General features: G+C 58.6%; 23 protein-coding genes. 6 read left to right on the forward strand and 17 right to left on the reverse strand.

Features of this window, described 5'->3' with window-relative positions; translation table 11 throughout:
- Positions 1-49: 49 nt before the first annotated feature.
- The 8 genes from ACR0I1_RS07080 to ACR0I1_RS07115 form a co-directional block, all read right to left on the reverse strand.
- Entirely contained in the window at positions 50-2,758 is a 2,709-nt protein-coding gene (locus ACR0I1_RS07080; RefSeq protein ID WP_480705599.1) for a DUF2339 domain-containing protein, read from the reverse strand.
- A gap of 101 nt (positions 2,759-2,859) precedes the next feature.
- A complete protein-coding gene (locus ACR0I1_RS07085; protein ID WP_480705601.1) occupies positions 2,860-3,339 on the reverse strand; it encodes a DUF2269 family protein in 480 nt (159 codons plus the stop codon).
- Entirely contained in the window at positions 3,339-3,635 is a 297-nt protein-coding gene (locus ACR0I1_RS07090; RefSeq protein WP_480705603.1) for a DoxX-like family protein, read from the reverse strand. The genes ACR0I1_RS07085 and ACR0I1_RS07090 overlap by 1 nt, the downstream gene beginning before the upstream one ends.
- Entirely contained in the window at positions 3,632-3,832 is a 201-nt protein-coding gene (locus tag ACR0I1_RS07095; protein ID WP_170397433.1) for an NAD-dependent epimerase/dehydratase family protein, read from the reverse strand. The genes ACR0I1_RS07090 and ACR0I1_RS07095 overlap by 4 nt, the downstream gene beginning before the upstream one ends.
- Positions 3,833-3,918: 86 nt before the next feature.
- On the reverse strand, positions 3,919-4,629 hold the full coding sequence (locus ACR0I1_RS07100) for a VIT1/CCC1 transporter family protein (RefSeq protein ID WP_480705605.1): 711 nt from the start codon (positions 4,627-4,629) through the stop codon (positions 3,919-3,921).
- 54 nt (positions 4,630-4,683) lie between these two features.
- Positions 4,684-5,673, reverse strand: coding sequence for a YcjF family protein (locus tag ACR0I1_RS07105; protein ID WP_170636443.1), 990 nt, complete (start codon positions 5,671-5,673; stop codon positions 4,684-4,686).
- Positions 5,666-6,121, reverse strand: coding sequence for an N-acetyltransferase family protein (locus ACR0I1_RS07110; RefSeq protein ID WP_480705607.1), 456 nt, complete (start codon positions 6,119-6,121; stop codon positions 5,666-5,668). The genes ACR0I1_RS07105 and ACR0I1_RS07110 overlap by 8 nt, the downstream gene beginning before the upstream one ends.
- Positions 6,118-7,533: a YcjX family GTP-binding protein gene (locus tag ACR0I1_RS07115; RefSeq protein ID WP_480705762.1), complete on the reverse strand. Its 1,416-nt coding sequence runs from the start codon at positions 7,531-7,533 to the stop codon at positions 6,118-6,120. The genes ACR0I1_RS07110 and ACR0I1_RS07115 overlap by 4 nt, the downstream gene beginning before the upstream one ends.
- Before the next feature lie 107 nt (positions 7,534-7,640).
- Here ACR0I1_RS07115 and truA point away from each other — a divergent pair, with 107 nt between their 5' ends.
- The gene (truA, locus tag ACR0I1_RS07120; RefSeq protein WP_480705609.1) at positions 7,641-8,408 is read left to right on the forward strand and encodes a tRNA pseudouridine(38-40) synthase TruA; all 768 of its coding nucleotides are present in this window, start codon (positions 7,641-7,643) and stop codon (positions 8,406-8,408) included.
- Positions 8,409-8,410: 2 nt separating this feature from the next.
- Here the strand turns inward: truA and ACR0I1_RS07125 are convergent, their stop codons facing one another.
- The 5 genes from ACR0I1_RS07125 to ACR0I1_RS07145 all read right to left on the reverse strand — a co-directional run bounded on the left by ACR0I1_RS07125 (position 8,411) and on the right by ACR0I1_RS07145 (position 12,681).
- Positions 8,411-9,349 carry a nickel/cobalt transporter gene (locus tag ACR0I1_RS07125; RefSeq protein WP_480612719.1) on the reverse strand — a complete coding sequence of 313 codons (939 nt, stop codon included), beginning with the start codon at positions 9,347-9,349 and terminating at the stop codon, positions 8,411-8,413.
- A complete protein-coding gene (locus ACR0I1_RS07130; RefSeq protein WP_480705611.1) occupies positions 9,334-9,981 on the reverse strand; it encodes a DUF1007 family protein in 648 nt (215 codons plus the stop codon). The genes ACR0I1_RS07125 and ACR0I1_RS07130 overlap by 16 nt, the downstream gene beginning before the upstream one ends.
- A gap of 69 nt (positions 9,982-10,050) precedes the next feature.
- The gene (locus ACR0I1_RS07135; protein ID WP_480705613.1) at positions 10,051-10,851 is read right to left on the reverse strand and encodes a thioesterase family protein; all 801 of its coding nucleotides are present in this window, start codon (positions 10,849-10,851) and stop codon (positions 10,051-10,053) included.
- Between the two features lie 15 nt (positions 10,852-10,866).
- Positions 10,867-12,102 carry an acyl-CoA dehydrogenase family protein gene (locus tag ACR0I1_RS07140; protein WP_480705615.1) on the reverse strand — a complete coding sequence of 412 codons (1,236 nt, stop codon included), beginning with the start codon at positions 12,100-12,102 and terminating at the stop codon, positions 10,867-10,869.
- A 222-nt stretch (positions 12,103-12,324) separates the two neighbouring features.
- A complete protein-coding gene (locus ACR0I1_RS07145) occupies positions 12,325-12,681 on the reverse strand; it encodes a hypothetical protein (RefSeq protein WP_170404458.1) in 357 nt (118 codons plus the stop codon).
- 176 nt (positions 12,682-12,857) lie between these two features.
- On the opposite strand from ACR0I1_RS07145, the gene ACR0I1_RS07150 reads away from it, so the two are divergent.
- The 3 genes from ACR0I1_RS07150 (at position 12,858) to ACR0I1_RS07160 (ending at position 15,161) form a co-directional block, all read left to right on the forward strand.
- Positions 12,858-13,691 (forward strand): bifunctional allantoicase/(S)-ureidoglycine aminohydrolase, encoded by an 834-nt coding sequence (locus ACR0I1_RS07150; protein WP_480705617.1) that lies wholly within the window; start codon positions 12,858-12,860, stop codon positions 13,689-13,691.
- Positions 13,692-13,793: 102 nt separating this feature from the next.
- Entirely contained in the window at positions 13,794-14,117 is a 324-nt protein-coding gene (locus ACR0I1_RS07155) for a hypothetical protein (protein ID WP_170397457.1), read from the forward strand.
- A 54-nt stretch (positions 14,118-14,171) separates the two neighbouring features.
- Positions 14,172-15,161: a type I glyceraldehyde-3-phosphate dehydrogenase gene (locus tag ACR0I1_RS07160; protein WP_480592099.1), complete on the forward strand. Its 990-nt coding sequence runs from the start codon at positions 14,172-14,174 to the stop codon at positions 15,159-15,161.
- Positions 15,162-15,200: 39 nt separating this feature from the next.
- On the opposite strand, the gene ACR0I1_RS07165 is transcribed toward ACR0I1_RS07160, so the two are convergent.
- The 3 genes from ACR0I1_RS07165 to puuE form a co-directional block, all read right to left on the reverse strand.
- Positions 15,201-16,628: a nucleobase:cation symporter-2 family protein gene (locus ACR0I1_RS07165; RefSeq protein WP_170397461.1), complete on the reverse strand. Its 1,428-nt coding sequence runs from the start codon at positions 16,626-16,628 to the stop codon at positions 15,201-15,203.
- A 67-nt stretch (positions 16,629-16,695) separates the two neighbouring features.
- Positions 16,696-17,181 carry an ureidoglycolate lyase gene (locus ACR0I1_RS07170; protein ID WP_170564627.1) on the reverse strand — a complete coding sequence of 162 codons (486 nt, stop codon included), beginning with the start codon at positions 17,179-17,181 and terminating at the stop codon, positions 16,696-16,698.
- Entirely contained in the window at positions 17,178-18,596 is a 1,419-nt protein-coding gene (gene puuE / locus ACR0I1_RS07175) for an allantoinase PuuE (protein WP_480705619.1), read from the reverse strand. The genes ACR0I1_RS07170 and puuE overlap by 4 nt, the downstream gene beginning before the upstream one ends.
- 163 nt (positions 18,597-18,759) lie before the next feature.
- Here puuE and uraH point away from each other — a divergent pair, with 163 nt between their 5' ends.
- A complete protein-coding gene (uraH, locus tag ACR0I1_RS07180) occupies positions 18,760-19,116 on the forward strand; it encodes a hydroxyisourate hydrolase (protein ID WP_480705621.1) in 357 nt (118 codons plus the stop codon).
- A gap of 2 nt (positions 19,117-19,118) precedes the next feature.
- Here the strand turns inward: uraH and ACR0I1_RS07185 are convergent, their stop codons facing one another.
- A complete protein-coding gene (locus ACR0I1_RS07185; protein ID WP_170511345.1) occupies positions 19,119-20,033 on the reverse strand; it encodes a LysR family transcriptional regulator in 915 nt (304 codons plus the stop codon).
- A gap of 95 nt (positions 20,034-20,128) precedes the next feature.
- On the opposite strand from ACR0I1_RS07185, the gene ACR0I1_RS07190 reads away from it, so the two are divergent.
- A complete protein-coding gene (locus ACR0I1_RS07190; RefSeq protein ID WP_170799770.1) occupies positions 20,129-21,352 on the forward strand; it encodes a urate hydroxylase PuuD in 1,224 nt (407 codons plus the stop codon).
- Positions 21,353-21,433: the final 81 nt, after the last annotated feature.

The raw sequence follows: 21,433 nt of genomic DNA on the forward strand, positions 1-21,433 counted from the left end.
AATGATGGCCAGCCGGTCAAACATGGCCGCGCTTATAGGACGCCTGCTCTCAATGGTCCAGAGGTTCCGGGTCTTGCGACGAATGGCGCAGCTTGGCCCAGCGATTGAGCCATGCAAGACCCGCCAGTGCGAGACCGAGCGCCAACAGCGAAAACACCCGGATCAGCCCGCCCAATCCGGCAATATCGATCAGAAACACCTTGGCCACCGCGAGGCCAATCACGGCCAAACCGGCCTTGCGCATCAAATCGGACCGGCGGGCCAGCGACTGGTAGAACAACCCTGCGCCGACCACCAACAAGGTGATAGTGTATGAATAAAGCTCGGGCTGGGTGACGCCGTTGCCTTCATACATGCCACCCGCCCCCTGCCAGACATGACGGATTGTAAGCCCCAGCCAAAACGCGATCAGGGCACCGGCGACCCCATAACTGATCTGCTTCAGTAGCACGGGCTGCGTCACGACGCGCCAAGCCGAGAAGCCGATGGCCAGCGCAGGCAACAGATAGGCCACCGCCAACGTGTTCAGCACCGGCGGGCCGAGCACGGGATCGGCAAATGGGTCGAGCAACGGGTTAGCCTCAGACAAAGCCTGAACCAGACGCATCATGCCGTGTGCCGCAAAGAACGCCGCGAGCGCGTAACGCGCGTAGTTCAGCTTACCGCCAAGCTCGAACCGCTGTATTTGTGCAAAAGCCAGCAGCAGCCAGATCACTGCAAGCAGCCCCAGCCCCCAGTGGCTGTCTGTAGCGCCGCCTTCTCCGAAGCTTTCCAGCCAGCGCAGCAACAAGAGCGATAGCAATATTCCCGCCGTTGCCCAGGCTGCGCTTTCAAGCAGCAATGAGGCAATCGGGCGGTCCAAGGACCTTAGCAACGCCCACCCCATGATGAACCCGGCAACCGCCACTGCATAGACCAAGGTCATTTCGATCAAAGGCGCGGTTTCGGCCCAATCGAGCCCCGGGTCGAGCACCAGCCGTACGGTCACCGTGAACACACCCGCCCAAATGAACCAACTCATCGGAGCCAAAACAAATCGCCGGTCCAGCGCCGCGGCCACAACAATCATGGCGACAAGTGCTACGGTCAATGCGGCAGAGCTGAGTACGATGATGCAAGCAAAGCTAAGGCACGATAGCGCAGACAGAGTCGCCAGGGCAGGCCGCATCCGTTTCTCACCATCGGCCCGCGCAAACCGTTCGGCCAAAACCACCATCATCGCGCCTAATGCGATTGCGTGTAAGGCCCACGCATAAGCACCGATCACGCTTGCAGGCTGCCATCCGACTTCAAGCGCGATCGCCAGCGTCGGGGCATATAGGGCTGCACCCCCGGCCCAGACCACAGCGTAGCGCCCGGCGTGGAAGGACCGCCACGCAGCGAGCACGCTGGTCAAGGCCCCAAGGGCAACCAATAGCGTGACTACCCAAGGATAATTGACCTCGGCCGTTTCCACGTATGTGTCGGCAAAGCCGCGCCACACGGAGCCACCGTCCAACCCGTGCAGCAGAACAAACCAGATCAGACCCAACGCAGGCAGCACCGTCACATCCTGCAAAGCACGCGCAGCTTTTGTCCAAAGCATCAGCGCCAGTATCAAAGCGGTAAACAGAGCAACGCCCAGCCAAAACTCACCGCTTGAATCCGACCAATGCAGCGACAGGATGATGGAACTGATGAGAACCGCACCAAAGGCAATTCGGGTTGGAAACACGGGCCATGGAATCCCTTCCCGTCGCCGAATGACTTCAGCAATCATCGGGCCGGTGTGGTCGGGCCAGATACTGCGCACGGGTATCGCCATCGCAATCAGCGCCAGTACTGTCACACAGGTCAGATACCCCGGTTCCGTGGAGGGGGAAGACAGCACCAGCAAAAACGCCGCCCCGTATGCACCCACTAGCGTCAGAATGGAAATCCATGCCCAACGCCTGACGGTATCGATACCCAAACCCAAAATGGCGATGATAAAGAAATAACCATAAAGCCAACTGGGATCGTCCGATGCGCCTCCAACCATAAAGGGCGCGGCAAAGGCTCCGATTAGGCCTACGGCGGCGAGCAGCGGCCCGTGGAACCATCCCAAGACCAACGCAAACAGAGCGATGATAACGAGACCGGCCAGAGCGGCCTCGGGGCCGATCAGATCATAAAGCTGGCGCGCGGCAAGGACGCCACCAAACAAGGTCACCAGACCCGCGCCCGAGAAGACCGATGGTAGATAAGCGGTCGACGCGTCCTCGTCATCGCCGAAGCGGCGGCGGATCACTTCACCTGACCCAATCAGCAGAAGGCCAAAGATCAGGGCTGCGGCGACCCGCGCGGTGGGTGGCAACAGCCCGTTCTCAACCCCGTACTGAACCAGAAAAATCCCCGCCAACGCCAGTGACAACGCCGAAACCGCGTAGAACCAGTTTTCACGCATCCACGCGCCCAGCACGGCAATCTTTTCCTCACGAAAAACGATGGTGGCAGGAGGATCGTCAGCCTCAGAGGCCTGCGGCACATCCGATTGATTTTCGTCAGTGGCAGATGAAGTTTTTGCCGCTGCCCAAGGATCAGGCTTGGTTTGCGCCGTCGTCGGCTCCGGCCTTGATGTCTTGGAGGTTTCGGCGCCGCTTTCCGGTATTTGCCTGGCCAATTGCCGCTCAAGCTGTTCGACGCGCTTACGCAACCGCGATTGACCAATCAGCAAAGCGATGATCGAAACAGGAATGGCCAGAACGATCAGACCAACGAGGACAAGCAAGGATTCCAACCGAAACCTCCGGGATACGATGCGCCAAACGTACCGTGCAGACAGGCTGGTTTATAGTCTGGAAATGCGCATGGATACCGCCTGCTGCACAGGTAATCGGCCTATAAAAGCAGGATGTGAGGGCGTGCCAGCATCAGCCAAGGGATCGCCAGCACTGCGGCAAAGGCCGGAATACCGCAAGCGAACCATCTGCGGAACAGTTCGTCGTAACTGCTTGGCAAGGAGGTACCATCCCGATCAGCCTGCCTTGCATAATCCCTCAGACGCACCTGAATCCAAACCACCGGCAGCCAGAACAGGCCGGTCAGTACGTAAAGCAGCAGTGATATCGCGATCCGACCCTCCGACAGCAACCAGCCCAGTTGCCAGGCCAGCAACACGCCGGTGATCAGCTGGAAAATGACTGAGGTGGCCGTAATAACTGTGTCGGCCAGCACCACGATTCCCGCCGTATGAGCAATCACCCGTGCATCTGCCGTGCGGTGCGCCATCAGCATGAAAAAGGCGATCCCCGCGCAAGTGCCCAATAGAACGCATGCTCCGATCACGTGAAGCCAACGCAAGATCAGATCCGGGTCCATCAGCGGCTCTCCAACATGGGTCGCGTGATCAGTGATAGCATCAAAGCCGGCGCTATCTTGACCAACGGCCCCAAAGGGTCGAGCCACAGTTCAGGCGCCGTCACCGTGGCGGCGATCAGATAGAAAGCGGCGATTGCAGGCTGCGCGAGGCAAGCGCGCGCGGCCCACGGACGCCACAAGATTGCCAGCCCCTGCGCGATATTGATCATCGACCAAAACACCACGCTCGCGTTGCCAATCCCAACGGGCCAACCATTGCGCGAGAGTATCTCGGCTGCCCGCGATAGCCCCGTCAATCCGCCGCCGACTTGAAATCACGTAGATCCCCCGAGATCAGCGCAATATCCGGAAGGACCCTCTCAGCCGTCTTCTGGCTGCGCACAAGCCCCTTCACACAGGCGCCATCCGCATGCAGCGACCGAACGACCGCAGCACCGATGAAGCCATAAGCGCCCAGCACCAAAACAGTTTTCTCAGGACGGTCCGTAGCCACGAGGTGCCTCGCATTAGTTTACAACACCTTAGCGGATCAGATTCTGAGGACCAGCCTGATCATCCCGCCCGCGACAACAGCACCATTCAGGGGTGAAACAACGAGCCAACCCAGAAGGCGATAGCTGCCGCGGCACCCCCGATCAGCAGGGTTTCTCCGCCTGATCGCCACCAGGGGGCAAGCGACCACCGGCTTTTCATCGCGCCAATGGCAAAGAATACGCCCGCAGTCATCCAGGCCGATACCGTGAACGCATTTGCAACGGATAAGAGGAACGGCAACAACGGAATCATCCCCGCGATCAGAAAGGCGAAGAACGTCGCCATCGCGGCTTTGAGGGGATGCGGGTCGACGCTGCTCAGCCCGTATTCGCCCTCGATCATCAGGTCGACCCAATTGTCGTGATTCGAAGTGATTTCAGCCGTCGCGTCATCCAGAACGCTGCCTGAAAGGCCTTTTTGTGCGAGGATTTCGCGCACCTCCTTTCGCTCGCCATCCGGATACAACTTGATATGCCGTTCCTCGATAGCGCGAATACGGTGGATGTTATCGAGCTCGGCCTTGGTTCCCGAGTAGTTGCCCGCCGCCATCGAAAAACCATCCGCCAGCACGTTGGCCAACCCAAGTGCCACGATGACAAAAGGTGACAAACCTGCCCCGGCCACTCCGGCAACGATCGCGAATGTCGTGACTGAGCCATCGATGCCGCCATAAACCACATCGCGCAGAAGCCCACGCCCCGGAGGCGCATTGATCCGTTCGAAAACCTCTTGCTGGCTGTGGCCGTGTTCGGTCATGGCTGGCTCCGTCCTGTTTATGCAGGACAGGTTCAGGCATGGCCTTGCGCCAGATCAAGTCCTGGAGAACAACCCGCTGAGCGCGCGTTTGATCATGCCACGGGTCGAGGGCTGGTGGCGTTTCGAGAAAGGCAAAGGTCGACAGACCTCCATCGCAGCGACACCCACGCGGGCGGTGAGCGCGCCGTTGACCAGCCCCTCACCGAACCGGCGCGACAATTTGCTGAGGACTGAGCCGCCCAAAATCGGCTCCAGAAGATCATCCCCCACTGCCACCGCGCCAGTTGCAATCAGATGCACGAATACCGCGCGGGTTAGGCGCCAACTGCCCAAGAAACCGGCGCGACCGCCATAGATTTCCGCAATGCGTCGGATCATTCGCAATGAGCTTGCCAGCGCGGTCGCGACATCGGCCAGCGCGAGCGGAACCAAAGCGGTAACGGTGGCAACCTGCCGGGCTGCGGCCTCGACCTCGCGGCTGGCGGCAGCGTCCAGCGGGGCCAGCAATTCGTCTTCGGCCAAGCTCAGCAGAGTTGCCGCATCGAATTGCTCTCCCATGCGTTCGGTCAAACGGTCGCGACCCCAGCGTGTTTCGTCGCGTCCCTTATAGAACGCAATCAGCCGCGTGGTTACCGCGCGGGCTTGCGACAAGTCCTCGTCTGATAAAGCTGTGTCCGCCGCGCGCCGCAGCCCGTCGACGCGAGACAGACGGCTGATTGCGGCCAACTCGCGCAGTGCAATGATCAGGACGACCAGCAACAGCGCAGCGATCAGACCGGTGACGATCCAACCCAGAATTGGTGCGCGTTCCAGCAGAGAGATGGCGAAATCCCATGCGGCGACCGAGACCACCGCCCCCACAACGGCTAATGTCAGCCCCCAGAACCAACGCGCTAAAACCGAAGGTTTCCGCGCTGCAAACCGTACCGCTGCCTGCATCGCCTGCCCCTGCGGAGGCGCGATGTCCGGAACAGGAGGCGCGGCCGAGACATCAACTGTCGAGGCATCGTCTTCCAGATCAATCAAAACAGGGCCTTTAGCCATCGACCAACTCCTCGCGCGTCCAGACATATCTGATGTCGGGCAGGTTTTCGTCATTTTCGGACCCATCGCCGCGTGCGACCTCAACAAAGCCGTTGCGCTCATAGAACCGGCATGCGGAAGGATTGGCCTGAAACGCATACAAGTTGAGCGTGGGACGCTGCGTTTTGGCACGATCCAGCAATTGCTGCCCGATCCCCTGCCCGCGCGCCGAGGCCGCCAGATAGAGCGACTGCACTTCGTCCCCATTCAACGCCAGAAATCCGGCCACCTGCCCTTGCTTTTCGGCCACCGTGACCCAGCCGAGATCAATCATCCTGCCGCAAAACGCAATGGTCTCGGCCTCAGAATGCAGTTCAGGCATCCAGTCGTTTTCGCGGGCGAACCCGTGCAGAATAGCGCCTGTGGTTCCGGCATCGGTACTGCGAGCGGGGCGAAGGGTCACGTTCACAGCCGGTCTCCGATCAGAAACTGCGCAGCCCGGTCCAGCCGAATATGTGGCGGACCGTCACCGGGATTCAGGGTCAAATGTGCGGGTGCAAAGGCCATATTGCCATAGTCCTCGCCCAGCCATCGCTCGGCCCCATTGCGCGCGGGGCCCAGCAGATGGGCAGGGTCCTCTGGCAAATCACCGGGGTAAAAGGCCGCCTGCTTACCGCTATCTAGCAGAGTGCCGCGCACGCATGGCAGTTCTACGCCGTTATGGCTGCGCATCTCTTCCGTCGTTGTCCGAAGTGAAGCCAACGATAAGGCCGCAGTTTCAGCCCCGGCAAAGCTGGCGCGGTCGCGGGCCTCACGGGTCAGGGCCTCAATGATCGCGGTCAGGCGCGGGTGCTGCAGATGGTGCAGATGGTCCGCTTTGGTGGCCGCAAACAGGATACGCTCGACCCGCTTGCCAAGCAGCAGCCTGTTGAGCCATGCGTTGCGACCGGGGCGGAAGGCCGACAGGATATCGGCCATCGCGCGGCGCATATCCTCGACCGCTTGCGGGCCTTTATGGATTGCCCCCAACGCATCTACCAGAACGATCTGCCGGTCGATCCGGGCAAAGTGGTCGCGAAAGAAAGGTTTGACCACACGCGATTTGTACGCCTCGTACCGCCGCTCCATCTCGCGGTGTAGTGAACGCCGAATTGACGCCCCCGACACCGGGAGCGGCGCGAATGTCAGCACAGGAGACCCGGCCAGATCGCCCGGCAGAAGAAACCGTCCGGGAGTGCAGTCATAGAAACCGGCATCACGCGCGGCATTCAGGTAATCGGTGAAGCTGCGGGCGAGGTCCTGCGCCTGCGGCTCATCATGTGGCGCGGTTGGGTCGGTCGCCTGAACCTTTGCCAGAAATGCCCCTGCTTGTGGGCGATTGGATATGTGTTCCAGCGTGTCCCGCGACCAATCTTCATAGGGTTTGTCCAGTAGGGCCAGATCCAGCAGCCACTCGCCCGGATAGTCCACAATGTCCAGATGCAATGTTCGAGGGCCCTGCAATCCCGAAAGCAGACCTGCGGGCTGGACTTTGAAGGACAGGCGTAACTCGGAAACAGCACGCGTGCTGTCCGGCCAGTGCGGCGCTGGTCCGGTCAGCACGGACAGATGGGATTCGAAATCGAAACGGGGCACGGTGTCGTCGGGTTGCGGCTGCAGATAGCTGGCGGTGACGCGCCCCTCTTGCTGCGCCACAAGACCGGTCATGCGGCCCCGATCCAGCAGGTTGGCGACCAGTGATGTGATGAACACCGTCTTGCCCGACCGCGCCAATCCCGTGACGCCCAGCCGGATGACCGGCTCGAAGAATGTCTCGGACACACGGTCACCCACGGATTCGACGCCGCGCACCAGACTGTCTGCCAAAGATGAGATGACCAAGCTGTCGCCCCGCAATTATCGTTTTGCCCAAGATAGGTAGCGGTTGCGGCACTTGCCAGAGCTTTCGCCCCCTTGCCCGTCCGACCAAGGCGCGATACCAGCGCCCCATGCCCAGATACGCGCTGCAAGTCGAATACCAAGGGGAACCGTTTGCCGGATGGCAGCGGCAAAAGGAGCTACCTTCGGTTCAGGGCGCGATCGAACTAGCGCTTTCGCGGATCGAACCCGGAGAACACACCATCGCCGCCGCCGGTCGTACCGACGCGGGGGTTCACGCGCTAGGACAAGTGGCGCATTGCGATCTGGTCAAAGAATGGGACCCATTCCGCCTGTCCGAGGCGTTGAATTATCACCTCAAACCGCAGCCTGTCGCGATCGTGCAAGCTGCACGAGTGGATGATGATTGGCACGCGCGGTTTTCGGCGCTTGAGCGGCAATATCTGTTCCGTATCCTGATGCGTCGCGCACCTGCAACCCACGACAAGGGGCAGGTCTGGCAGATCAATCATTCTCTGGACGTTGCAGCGATGCAGGCCGGGGCGGATATGCTGATCGGGCGACATGACTTCACCACCTTCCGTTCATCCATCTGTCAGGCCGCCAGCCCGGTCAAAACACTGGATGAGTTGCGGCTGGAACAGGTTCAGGGCTTCTCGGGGGCCGAAATCCACTTCCATGTTCGCGCCCGATCGTTCCTGCACAATCAGGTACGTAGCTTCGTTGGCACGTTAGAGCGAGTGGGGGCTGGGGCATGGACGCCTGAGGACGTTCGCGATGCGCTTGAGGCGGTTGACCGAGCGGCCTGTGGGCCGGTATGCCCGCCGCAAGGATTGTATCTGGCACGGGTAGGATATCCCGAACCGGTGTTTGGCTAAGTCTACAAGGCCCGCAGTAGCAGCCCGCTTGCAATCACGGCGATGATAAGACCCGCAACCAGTTCGATGGTCGGGGCCAGTACCGATGCAAAGCGCGTAGCCGAGGCTGAGGCCAGCAACCCGCCGCGCAACCCAAAGGATGTCCAACCGACCAAAGTGGTGACGGTTGCGGTGCCTAAAGCCATGGCGAATGCGCCCGCGATGCCGACCATTGCGATACCCATCTGCCATGTCAGGATCAGCACGAATAACGCGCCGGTACAGGGGCGTGCGGCTATACCAGCGATCAGGATCAACGCCTCGCGCAAGCTGCCGACCTGAGCGACTTCTTCGGCCGTCGGGCCGTGGCGGTGGCCGCAGTCAGCGCAAACCTCGTGGTCGTGATGATGGTGGTCGTGATCATGCGCATGGTGATGGTGGTCGTGCGTTTGAGAGGCCTGGTTTTTGTGACGCCGCGCAAAACTGCGGATGGCGCGAAAAACCAGCCACAGGCCTATAGCGGCAATTGCGCCGTAGCTGATCGGTGCCATGACCTGTTCGGTCGTGCCTACAAGCGACTCGCGTGACATCTGGAATACCAATACCCCGGCATAAACCAGCACAACCGCCGTCACTGCTTGCCCTAGGCTCGACAGGACACTGATTGCAGACAACCGCCAAAACGCGACACGACGGCCAAGCCCGTATCCTCCGATCAGAACCTTGCCATGGCCCGGTCCGATGGCATGAAAAAACCCATATGCAAAACAGACCGTCAGTAGCGTTGCCACAGCTTCGGGCTGCTCGGCGCGTGCTGCGCGCAGGGCGCGGGCGATCTGGTTCTGGAATTCGCGCTGCTCTCCGGCAGCCCAAGCGGCCAGATGGTCAAAACCACCGCTGCCCCAGAACCACAGCAGCACCCCGCAGGCGATGGCAACGGGAACGATCAGGTATTTGGACATGAAAGCCGAATCTCGGTTGCGAATTTCTCACCGACCAGAGGGATATCATTTTCTTCAAGGTCATACTCGGCATCCAGCGTCAGCAAAAAAGCCTGCATCTGGGCCAGTTCGTTGTCGATATCCGGATCGTTGCGTTCGATATTACAAGTCGTGGGGCCTGAAACCAGAACCGGGCGGGTCACTTCGTATGCGGTATAAAAGCTCTCATCAAACGCTTTGATCGACAGCGCATCCGCGGGAACGGGGTCTCCTTCGATCGCGCGCAGATGTGTGGTCACGATGCGGGCATCCTCGGTCGTGGCCTGCGGTTCAAGCGGGCCGGATAGCGAGATCACGGTTTCGCCCAGGCGAATGACCAGATCGCCATTGTAACCTTCGACCCACTGCGCGTCGAAGCCGCTTAAAAACTGCTCTTCGGCCTCGGTCAGCACGCCATCAGCATCCTGATCCAGTCGCATGTCTTCGAGAACCAGCAATGAATAGAACTCATCATAGGCCCAGGTCACACGCACATGGGTCAGGTTGCCTGCGTCATCGACCATGAACTCTAACCCCGTGTCGATAAAAACATGGGGATGAGCCAGTGCCGGTGTCGGCAGAAGGCAGGTCAAGGAGAAGGCAAGCCAGCGCATGTTGCAAAGATAGAATGCGCAGCGGGTATCGGCAATCCGACTAAACACTAGGCTGCAGAATCCCGCCATTTACTCCGGCGGGAACAAGACCAATGTCTGCAAAGCCGTCCCAACTGGCCCCTGTGTATCAAAAAGAACTGACTGCGACATACCGATCCCCGAGGGTTGCCAGTGCGAGATCGAGTCAGAGGCCAGCCAGTCCGAGACAGGCTCGCGGTGGACTTGCACAGTCAGGTCGGTATTCATGAAACCCATCTCAGATGTGGGCGCGTTCCACGATATGCCATTGCCGCAATCTGCAAGCGGGCAGAGCGCTTGGATCGGCGATGGGTCCTCTCCTTCCAGCAAGGCAGGTGTACGCATCCAGACGGTTTTCGGACCTGCCCCTTGCTTGCCATCAGCGGGATAGCCGATCTGGGAGTGATGGGCAAAACCGGGCAACTGATGGCGCATCTCACCTATCGGAAACGGGCCATCGACCATATCTTCGACCCTGGGCCCGGGCAGTTCGACATTGGGCACGGCCCCAAGGTCTTTGCGCACTATATGCATGGTTGTGGCGGTGGCGCAAAGCGTGTCGTCCAGATCATGTACGGTGACCCGTGTGGTCGCCAGCGTCTTGGTATGGCGTGTCGTCTCTGCCGCGACTCGCAAACCAGCCAGAGGCAATGGACGCAGCAGATCGACGGTCAACCGGGTCAACATCTTCTCAGGGCCAACTTCGGTTTCTGCCGCCCGCACGATCAATCCGCTGACTGGCCCAGCATGGCAATGATCGGCTGACCAAGGCCCGCGCGCGGGGTCATTTCCGACAAACACACCCTGCGCATTTTGGTGGAAATACGCCTTCCCCAACACATCCGATGTCATTGTGGTTCTGTCGCCTCAGACTTTTTCCTGCGTGTATTTCTTCAACTCGGCACGCGCGACCTGACGGCGATGCACTGCGTCCGGCCCATCCGCCAGACGCAGGGTGCGCACATGGGTCCAGGCATTTGCCAAGGGCGTATCCTGACTGATCCCCTGTGCGCCGAACATTTGCACGGCCTCATCGATCACCTTCAGCGCGACCTTGGGGGCAACGACCTTGATCTGGCTGATCCATGGGGCCGCCGCCCTTGCATCGCCCTGATCCATGTACCAGGCGGCCTTGAGGCACAGCAAACGGGCCATTTCGATCTCCATCCGACATTCGGCGATGATGTCGTAGTTTGCCCCCAGCTGCGCCAGTTTCTTCCCAAACGCCTGGCGCTGTAATGAACGCTTGCACATCTGCTCCAGCGCAGACTCGGCCTGACCAATCGCGCGCATGCAATGGTGAATACGGCCCGGCCCCAAGCGCCCCTGCGCGATCTCGAACCCGCGCCCTTCGCCCAGTAGAATGTTTTCGGCCGGGACCCGAACTTCTGTGAAACGGATGTGCATGTGACCATGAGGCGCATCGTCGTGGCCATAGACCTCCATCGGGCGCAATACCTCAATACCCGGCGCGTCTGCTGGGACCACGATCATCGACTGGCGCTGGTGCTTTGGCAGATCGTCCCCGCCGGTTTTGACCATCACGATATAGACCTTGCAACGCGGATCGCCCGCCCCAGACGACCACCATTTCTCGCCGTTCAGAACATATTCGGCCCCGTCCCTCACGCAGGACATCGAAATGTTGGTGGCATCTGATGAGGCCACATCGGGTTCGGTCATCAGATAAGCCGAGCGAATCTGCCCGTCGAGCAAAGGCTTCAGCCACTGCTCTTTCATCGCGCCTGACCCGTAGCGTTCAAACACCTCCATATTCCCTGTATCGGGCGCGGAGCAGTTGAAAACTTCGGCCCCCAAGGGCGTCTTGCCCATCTCCTCGGCGAAATAGGCGTATTCAACTGTACTGAGGCCAAAACCTTTGTCGCTGTCTGTCAGCCAGAAGTTCCAAAGCCCCGCCGCCTTGGCCTTGGCTTTCAGCCCCTCGAGAATCTCGGCCTGTCGCTCGGTATATTTCCAACGATCGCCTTTATTGATTTCTGCCTGATACTCATCTTCAAGCGGCATGACCTCGGCGTGAATCATATCTCTCACCCGCTGTAACAGGGCGCGGTTTTCCTCACGCAATCCGAAAGTCATGGTCATGTCTATTCCTTCCCTGTGGCGCAATGCGGGTCTTTGGCTTTGGTCCGAGGATGGCTTAGTGGCCATGAGCGTGTCCAGCTAAGTGACGGAACGTCATTCACGCAAATTGAGCCCGGTCCAGCATCAATGCGATGCCCAGCAGGGGGCCTGCAGTCAGATTAGCTGGAGCAAATCACAAGGGTGCAGCTGTGCTAGTTCGGGTGCTAGCCAAGGCAACGGCCTTTAGGGTGTCAGGATCCAGTTCCCATCAGCGGTCTTGCAGCGGCGCGTTCTGATATCGCGGGCCTGTGCAGCGCCTTCAGGCTGCACAAAGTGCTGAAGTATCACACAATTGCCCTGAACGCTTTGCACGCGGATTGTCCCCTTCGAGCCGGTGTCCTGATTGAGCCAAGCCCTCTCCTGCCCCACGGATGGAGTGCCCGTCGACAGCAACGCGTTTGAGGTGTCGTTCAACACCTCAAAGTCAGCGGGGCTCAACCCCATTTCCGCGATGATTCGGGAAAGTGGTTTAGCCTGTGCTATTCCACCCACCCCCAGAAAAAGTGCAGCAACCAGCGCTGTGTAAACAAAGGCTTTCATCAAAGGGCCTCGCCGATTTGAATGACTTTCACGTCCATAGATATACCTCTATGCGTGTGCGGCCAAGCCCCACTTGGCCACCTTCAAATTATCCCGAACAAACCTTTCGCAAGGCGGGCGCTAGGTCCGCCCGTGAGATCGCCTCATATTGTGCCCAGACGAAGCAGAGGCATTTGATGACACATCCTAAATATTATGCGCCGACAGGCGGACATCCGGGGCAAGAGCAACTGTTGACCGACCGTGCCATGTTCACCGATGCCTATGCGGTAATCCCCAAGGGCACGATGCGCGACATCGTGACCAGCTTTCTGCCTTTCTGGGAGAATACACGTCTTTGGGTCTTATCCCGGCCTCTGAGTGGTTTTGCCGAGACATTCTCGCAATACATAATGGAGGTGCAGCCCGGCGGTGGCAGCGATACGCCAGAAACCGACCGAAATGCGCAAGGGGTGATCTTCGTGGTCGAGGGCAGCGTCACGCTGACCCTGAACGAAGCGGATCATGTTCTTGAGATCGGTGGATATGCCTATATCCCCCCGGGCAGCGACTGGACGCTGCACAACCATGGCGATTCAGTTGCCCGGTTCCATTGGGTGCGCAAGGCTTATGATGCAGTGCCCGGCCTGCCCGCCCCTGACCCGATCATCACCAATGAACGCGACGTGGTACCCAACGAAATGCCCGGCACCGAAGGCCGCTGGTCTACCACCCGCTTCACCGATCCGCAGGACCTGCGTCACGACATGCATGTCAATATCGTCAATTTCGAACCCGGTGGTGTGATTCCCTTTGCCGAAACCCATGTGATGGAACACGGCCTTTATGTGCTTGAAGGCAAGGCTGTTTACCGGCTCAATCAGGATTGGGTTGAGGTCGAGGCCGGTGACTACATGTGGCTGCGCGCTTTCTGCCCGCAGGCCTGTTACGCAGGCGGACCGGGACGGTTTCGCTATCTGTTGTACAAGGATGTGAATAGGCACATGCCGTTGTCTGTACCGTCTAGGTAGCTGACGATCGGGGCTTTACCGGGTCAAGTTCTGGTAAAGGGGTTCACAGAATCGCTGGAATCTGATGAAATCAAATGAGTTTTCAGCACTGGAGATTGTTCGATGTTACTGCGCGGTACGATGATTGCACTGGTTGCCACCCTTGGCCTTTCGGCGTTTAACGCCGCCCCGGTCGCAGCCAAGGAAGAAACCAAATCCGTTTTCGTCATGAGCCGCACATGGGCGGTGACGCAGGTCTCGGACGCGCCTGTGGTTTATCGGGCGACGCGGGATAATAACAATCTGAACCCCTTTGGCCCGCCGCCGCGTCTTCGCACCATCCAGGCAATGGCCGCGATACAGAAGGCGACCGGCTGCAAGGCAATCTATTCCAGCATGTACCAGAACATTTCGGGCCAGTTCTTTTCGCAGGTCAGCTGCAACTGAAATTGGTACAATACTTTGATTGAGATCGCCTGATCTGCCTGCCATAGCTTGCGCATGAAACTCGCGATCAACGGATTCGGCCGTATCGGCCGCACCATTCTGCGTCAGGTCTTAAGCCTGCCGCAGCATTCGGATGTAGAACTGGTGCTGATCAACGATATCGCACCGCTGGAAACATGCGCATACCTGTTCAAATATGACAGCACGTTTGGCCCCTATCAGGGTTCGGTCACGACCGAAGGTGAAGCACTGAATATCGATGGCCGCGTTATTCTGATGTCTCACAGCGCCGATTTGGCACAGGTCGATCTGTCCGGCGTCGATGTCATGCTCGATTGCACCGGCATCGCGCGAACATCCGACGTGGCCAGCCGGGGCTTGACTGCTGGGGCGGATAAAGTGTTGATTTCCGGCCCTTCACCCGCTGCCGAAGTCACACTGGTGCTGGGGGCAAACGAAGATCAATTGGGCAGCGCACGGATCGTTTCAAATGCATCCTGCACCACCAATGGTCTGGCACCGCTCGTCAAGCTGATTGATGAAATCGGCGGGCTTGTGTCCGGGCACATGACCACCATCCACTGCTATACAAACAGCCAGCCGATGGTCGATGCGCCACGCGGGGATCTAGCCCGATCGCGCGCCGGGGCATTGTCGATGGTGCCCACGACTTCGAGCGCGACGCATTTGATTGATATCGTCTTGCCAAACCTGGCCGGTCGTGTGTCGGGGGCCGCGGTGCGTGTTCCGACGGCCAGCGTATCTGCCGTTGATCTTGTCGCCACGCTTGAACGTGGCATGAGCGCTGAGCAGTTCGACCAAGCCTTTCGCGACGCGGTCGCAGCTTCTGCCGTGCTGGGATGGACCGATCTGCCCTTGGTGTCATCTGATTTGCGGTCCCGCCCTGAGTCACTGGTGGTGGCGGGGCCCGAGACGCGCATGATTGGAGAGAGGCAGATCAGGGTTTTTGGCTGGTACGACAATGAATGGGGGTTTTCAGCCCGCATGCTGGATGTCGCGCGCCTAATGGCAAACACCGGGTAATCCGCAGCGCTGAAGCACGCTGCGGATTACTTCAAGACTTCAATCGTGAGGTAGGCTACCCGCCCCGTGACCGGCCATACCCCCTGAAACCTCTTCAGTCGACTCTTCGGCCAGTTCTTCTGGCAGGACCAAATTCAATACAATGGCGATCAGCGCTGCGGGCAGCAGGCCGCTGGTCATCAGAATACGAAGTGTATCAGGAAGGTGCTGAACCGCGCCGGGTTCCAGCTGCAACCCAAGACCGATCGACAGCGAAATCGCAAAGATCACCATGTTGCGACGGTTCCAATCCACGTCTGACAGCATCGAGATACCTGCCGCGACCACCATGCCGAACATGACGATCACACCACCGCCCAGCACTTCGATAGGCACGGTGCGGATAATCGCCCCGACCTTTGGCACGAGGCCACACAGGATCAGGAAGATGGCACCACAGGTCACGACATGGCGGCTCATCACGCCCGTCATCGCAATCAAGCCGACATTCTGACTGAACGACGTGTTGGGAAAACCGCCGAACATGCCGGCAACGGCGGTACCGAAACCATCTGCATAGGTGGCACCGGCGATTTCCTTGTCAGTCGCTTCACGACCCGCACCCCCCTTGGTGATACCCGATACGTCACCGACGGTCTCGATGGCCGAGACAAAAGACATCAGACAAAAGCCGATCACGGCGGCCAGAGAGAACTCAAACCCATATTTGAACGGTACGGGCAGAGCAAAAGCTGAGGCGCGTGACCAACTTGTGCCAATGGCCTCGAACGTCACCATCCCGACCATCAGGGCATAGACGTAGCCGATGGCCAAACCAACCAGTACGGCAGACACCGACAGCATACCGCGTGCAAAGAACTTGAGGCCAAGCGTCACAACAACCACAACCAAAGCTGCCGACCAGTTAAGCAGCGATCCGTATTCCGGGGTGCCAATCGCAGGCACACCACCAGCGGCGTATTGAATACCGACCTTGACCAGCGCCAAACCGATCATTGTTACGACAAGTCCGGTGACCAGCGGCGGAAGCGCAAACCGTATCTTGCCTATGAAGAGGCCAAGAAAGGCATGAAACAAGCCGCCAACCAGGACACCGCAAAACAGCGCCCCTAAGGCATCCACGCCTTTTCCGGCGACCAGAGGGATCATGATGGGCAAAAACGCAAAGCTCGTTCCTTGTACAATCGGCAGAGCCGCTCCGACCGGGCCAATCGTGATAGTCTGCAGCAGGGTCGCCAGCCCAGCGAACAGCATCGACATCTGGATCAGGTACAGCAATTCGGGAAAATCCGGGGAGTTCGACCCAAATCCAAAACCGGCAGCACCCGCCACGATGATGGCCGGTGTCACGTTCGAGACGAACATCGCCAAAACATGCTGAATGCCCAGCGGTATCGCCTTGTGCAAGGCGGGTGTGAAGTTCGGGTCCCGAAGCTGTTCGGGCGTCCCTATCGAAGTTTCAGCCATGATCTCATTGTCCTCCCTAAGATCCAATGGGGTTCTTACCGCTTCTCTGGCGGCTTCGGTTCTGGTTTCAGCGGTTGACCACCTCGTACGGTGTGCTGAACCAGTATTCCTCCAAGTTCGGGCCTTCCCCGATCCGATCAACGACTGCGAACAGACCGGGTCCATGCAAGGGTGTCAGGACTCCGTGCCATGTTCCCCGGTGATAGTTCACCGCCTGTCCTGGCTGTGTAATGAACGCGCGAGGACGACCCGGTTGCCCCTCCTCATCCGGGGCGACGATCACGAGAAAGGGCTGGTGAGTCATCGGAATGAACGCCTGGCTGCCGTCGGGATGACGCTCAACCATCGCTAGCTGATAAGGCAGTTCGCGTGGGTTTGCATTGAACAGGCTGATGCCCGCTTGGGCATCACCGAAATCCAGCCTTGCCCGATCATGATACCGCCCGCACTGGCCCTGGTTGATGATCTTGTCGGCCTCACCTGACACATCAATCAGATCACCAAACGGTGCGAAAGCTTCGGCCGAGATCGGTTCAGCGACAATCCGTGTCATGAGGGCAGCACATCGCGAAGACGGAACTCGGCAATCCGCTCGACCTGTCGGCAGGCCTCGGCGAACTCGGTTTCGCGATCCTGTTCGATGCGCCGTTCGAATGCGTTTAGGATCGAAGCCTTGTTGTGGTCCCGCACGGCAACGATGAACGGAAAGCCGAATTTTTCCGTATAGCGCTGGTTCAGTTCGGTGAAGGTGGCGCGTTCCTCATCCGTCAGCGCATCAAGCCCTGCCGAGGCTTGCTCGGACGTACTTTCCTGTGTCAGCCGCTTAGCCTGCGCCAGTTTGCCTGCCAGATCAGGGTGGGCCGTCAAAACGCCCAACCGTTCCTCGGTTGAGGCGGACCGAAACATGCGGGTCAAAGCATTGTGTAATCCGCCTGCCGTGTCATGCGCCGCGCCCAATTCCAGATCATAGGCGCGCTCGGCGATCCAAGCGGAATGCTCGAAGATACCTCCATACTCAGAGACGAATTCTTCGCGGCCCATTTGCGAGGGTTGTGGACGCTCAGCCGCCGGGTGCTTTTCGGCCCAATGCTCGGCAATCTGCAATCGCGTCGCGAACCACACGTCCGAGAACCCGCGCGCGTAATCCAGAAACCGTTTCAGCGCCATGACGCGTCCCGGTCGCCCGATCAGGCGACAGTGCAAACCGATCGACAGCATCTTGGGTGCACCAGCCTCGCCTTCCGCATAAAGCGCATCGAAACTGTCTTTCAGATATGAATAGAACTGATCCCCGGCGTTGAACCCCTGTGGCGTCGCAAAGCGCATGTCGTTGCAATCCAGCGTGTAGGGAACAATCAACTGATCCCGACCACCGGTTTGCATCCAGTAGGGTAGATCGTCTGCATAGGTATCGGCAACATAAGCAAAGCCACCTTCCTCGGCGACCAGACGCACGGTGTTGTCCGAACAGCGCCCAGTGTACCAGCCGCGCGGGCGATCCCCTACGACTTCGGCATGCAGACGGATCGCTTCGGCGATCTGGGCCCGTTCTTCCGCCTCGGGCATATCCTTGTGCTCGACCCATTTCAGGCCATGGCTGGCAATCTCCCACCCGGCCGACTTCATCGCCGCAACCTGATCAGGCGAACGCGCTAACGCGGTAGCCACACCATAAACGGTAATCGGTAGGTCTTTCATCAAGCGATGCAGGCGCCAGAACCCCGACCGCGAACCGTATTCATAGATCGATTCCATGTTCCAATGACGCTGGTCCGGCCACTGCGCCGCCCCAACGATCTCGGACAAGAACGCCTCGGACGCAGCGTCCCCGTGCAGTACACAGTTCTCGCCGCCTTCTTCGTAGTTCAACACAATCTGCACAGCCAGTTTCGCCCCGCCAGGCCATGCGGCGTCAGGTGGGTTGGCTCCGTATCCGATCATATCGCGGGGGTAACGAGGCGGCTGCATAGGGTCTTCCAGTCCGATTAGGTGTTTTGACAGCTTTACCGCAGAAACGGTCTATTGATTATCAAATCAATCCGAACACTGTTTCCACTTCTTTCGGCATTTCAACCATTTTGCGGTTTGGCCCAGACTGTGGCACACCAAAAGAAACACATAGGAGAGACCCTTGGCTGGCTATCTGACAACCCACGTTCTCGACACGGCGCGCGGCTGCCCCGCTGAGGGGTTGAAAATCGCGCTCTACAAAGTGTCAGGGAACTCGCACCGTAAACTGGTCGAGATGGAAACCAACGCGGATGGCCGAACCAATAGCCCGATCTTACCGCAGGACGACTTTAAAACCGGCACTTATGAGCTGATATTCTTCGCCGGAGATTACCTGCGCGCGACGGGTCAGGATGGCGATGATCCTCTGTTTCTGGATCAGGTGCCGATCCGCTTTGGCATGTCCGATGCGGACTCGCACTACCACGTTCCGCTGCTGTTGTCCCCCTACGGCTACTCGACCTACCGGGGCAGCTAGCCCTAGACTTCGGCGCTTCGAACCACTTTGCCGATCCGGTCAATCATGAAATCCATAAACAGCCGCGCCTTCGGGTCCTGATGGCGGCGATGCGTATACAGGCAGGCCATTTGCACGGGAACCGGAGGCGTCTTCATCGCCACCGGGATCAGCCTCCCCGCCTTCAAGTGCTCTGACACCTCAAAAACGGGTTTCATGGCAATACCTTGCCCGGACAGCGCCCAATCGGTCAAAACATCACCATCGTCACATTCATACCTGCCCGAGACAGCAAATCGTTTCGGGCCATCGGGTGTTTCCAGCATCCACTGAAACTCTGCCGCGCCGGGGAAGCGCAGGTTCAAGCATTCATGCTTGCCTGAAATCAGATCGGATCCAGCTTCTGGCATCCCACATCGGCTCACGTAATCAGGGGCTGCACATAGCACACGCTGGCAATCCGCAATCTTGCGAATGCGCAATGTACTGTCTTCGGGCTGACCGATGAAAAAAGCCAGATCCAAGCCTTCAGTGGTCAGATCAACCGAGCGGTCTGTCAGTCTTAAACGCACATCAATCTCAGGGTATTCTGACAGAAAATCAGGCACATGAGGCGCCAATAACCGGCGCCCGACGCCCAAGGGCGCAGCAACAAACAGAGACCCGCGGGGGGCTTCGGTCAGATGCGTGACTTGGGCCTCTGCCTCATCAACTGCATCCAGAACCGCAACCGCGCCGGGGTAGAACGCCCGTCCCTGTTCCGTTGGTGTCAGGTTCCGGGTTGTGCGCTGAAACAGGCGCACTCCCAGATGATCCTCCAACTGCGAAATTCGCGCCGACGTCACCGCAGGTGAAATTCTCATATCCCGCCCGGCGGCTGACATGCTGCCCAAGTCATAGACCCGGACAAAGGTTCGAATGTTGTCGAGATAGGACATCTTATCGTTTTTTTTGATACAGTTTGACAATATACGGGAATACCGAAGAAAAGCCCGTTTGCCTAGTGTGGCGCAACGCAATCGGAGACATAAGCATGTACGACTTCGCCGTGTTCTGGGATTGGATTGGTTTTGGCGTGCGCTGGTTGCACGTTATCACCGCGATTGCCTGGATCGGATCATCCTTCTACTTCATCGCGCTGGATCTTGGTTTGAACCGCGATATCCCCGGACCGGCGGACGGCGAGGAATGGCAAGTCCATGGCGGAGGATTCTATCACATCCAGAAATATCTCGTCGCTCCGGAGCGTATGCCCGACCACCTGACCTGGTTTAAATGGGAAAGCTATGCCACATGGCTCAGCGGTGCCGCGCTACTGATGATCGTCTACTGGGTAGGCGGAGAGCTCTATCTGATCGATGCCCAAAAGGCGGATCTGGCGCTATGGCAAGGCATATTGATCTCGGCTGCCTCGCTGACTGTCGGTTGGCTGGTCTACGATTTTCTCTGCAAGTCGGGATTGGGCGAGCGTCCGACATTGCTGATGGTTCTTCTGTTCGTGCTGCTGGTGATTATGGGCTGGGGTTATAACCAGATATTCACCGGTCGCGCGATGATGCTGCATCTTGGGGCCTTCACGGCCACAATCATGACCGCAAATGTGTTCTTCATCATCATGCCAAACCAGCGCATTGTGGTGGACGACCTAAAGAACGGGCGCACACCTGATCCGAAATACGGCAAAATCGCCAAGCTGCGTTCGACCCACAACAACTATCTGACATTGCCGGTCGTGTTTCTGATGTTGTCGAACCACTATCCGCTGGCTTTTGCGACCGAGTATAATTGGATCATCGCCGCGCTGGTCTTCCTGATGGGTGTCACGATCCGGCACTATTTCAACACCCGCCACGCGCGCGCTGGAAACCCAACCTGGACCTGGCTGGTAACGGCTTTGCTGTTCATGACCATCATGTGGTTGTCGACCGCTTCGATGAACGACCCGTTGGAAGAGGCCGAAGCGCGGCAACTAACTCCCTACGAACAGAAATTCGCATCAGCGGATGGCTTTGAAGAAGCACAGGACATAGTTCTGGGTCGCTGTTCTATGTGCCACGCGCGCGAACCTGTCTGGGAAGGCATCATGTGGGCACCCAAAGGTGTCCTGCTGGAAACAAAAGCTGACATTGCTCAGAACGCGCAGCAGATTTATCTGCAATCCGGCGTCACACATGCCATGCCTCCCGCGAACGTGACCTATATGGAACCTGAAGACCGGGATGCGATTGTTCGCTGGTTCCGAAATGCTGGTCTGTAGCGGATTGGCACACGAGTTTGCCAATAAAAACACCTGAACTTTGTTTAGTTCTTCCCCTAAGCGCCGTCAGATGCTCTAAAT

This window comes from Ruegeria sp. B11 (genome assembly GCF_056539785.1).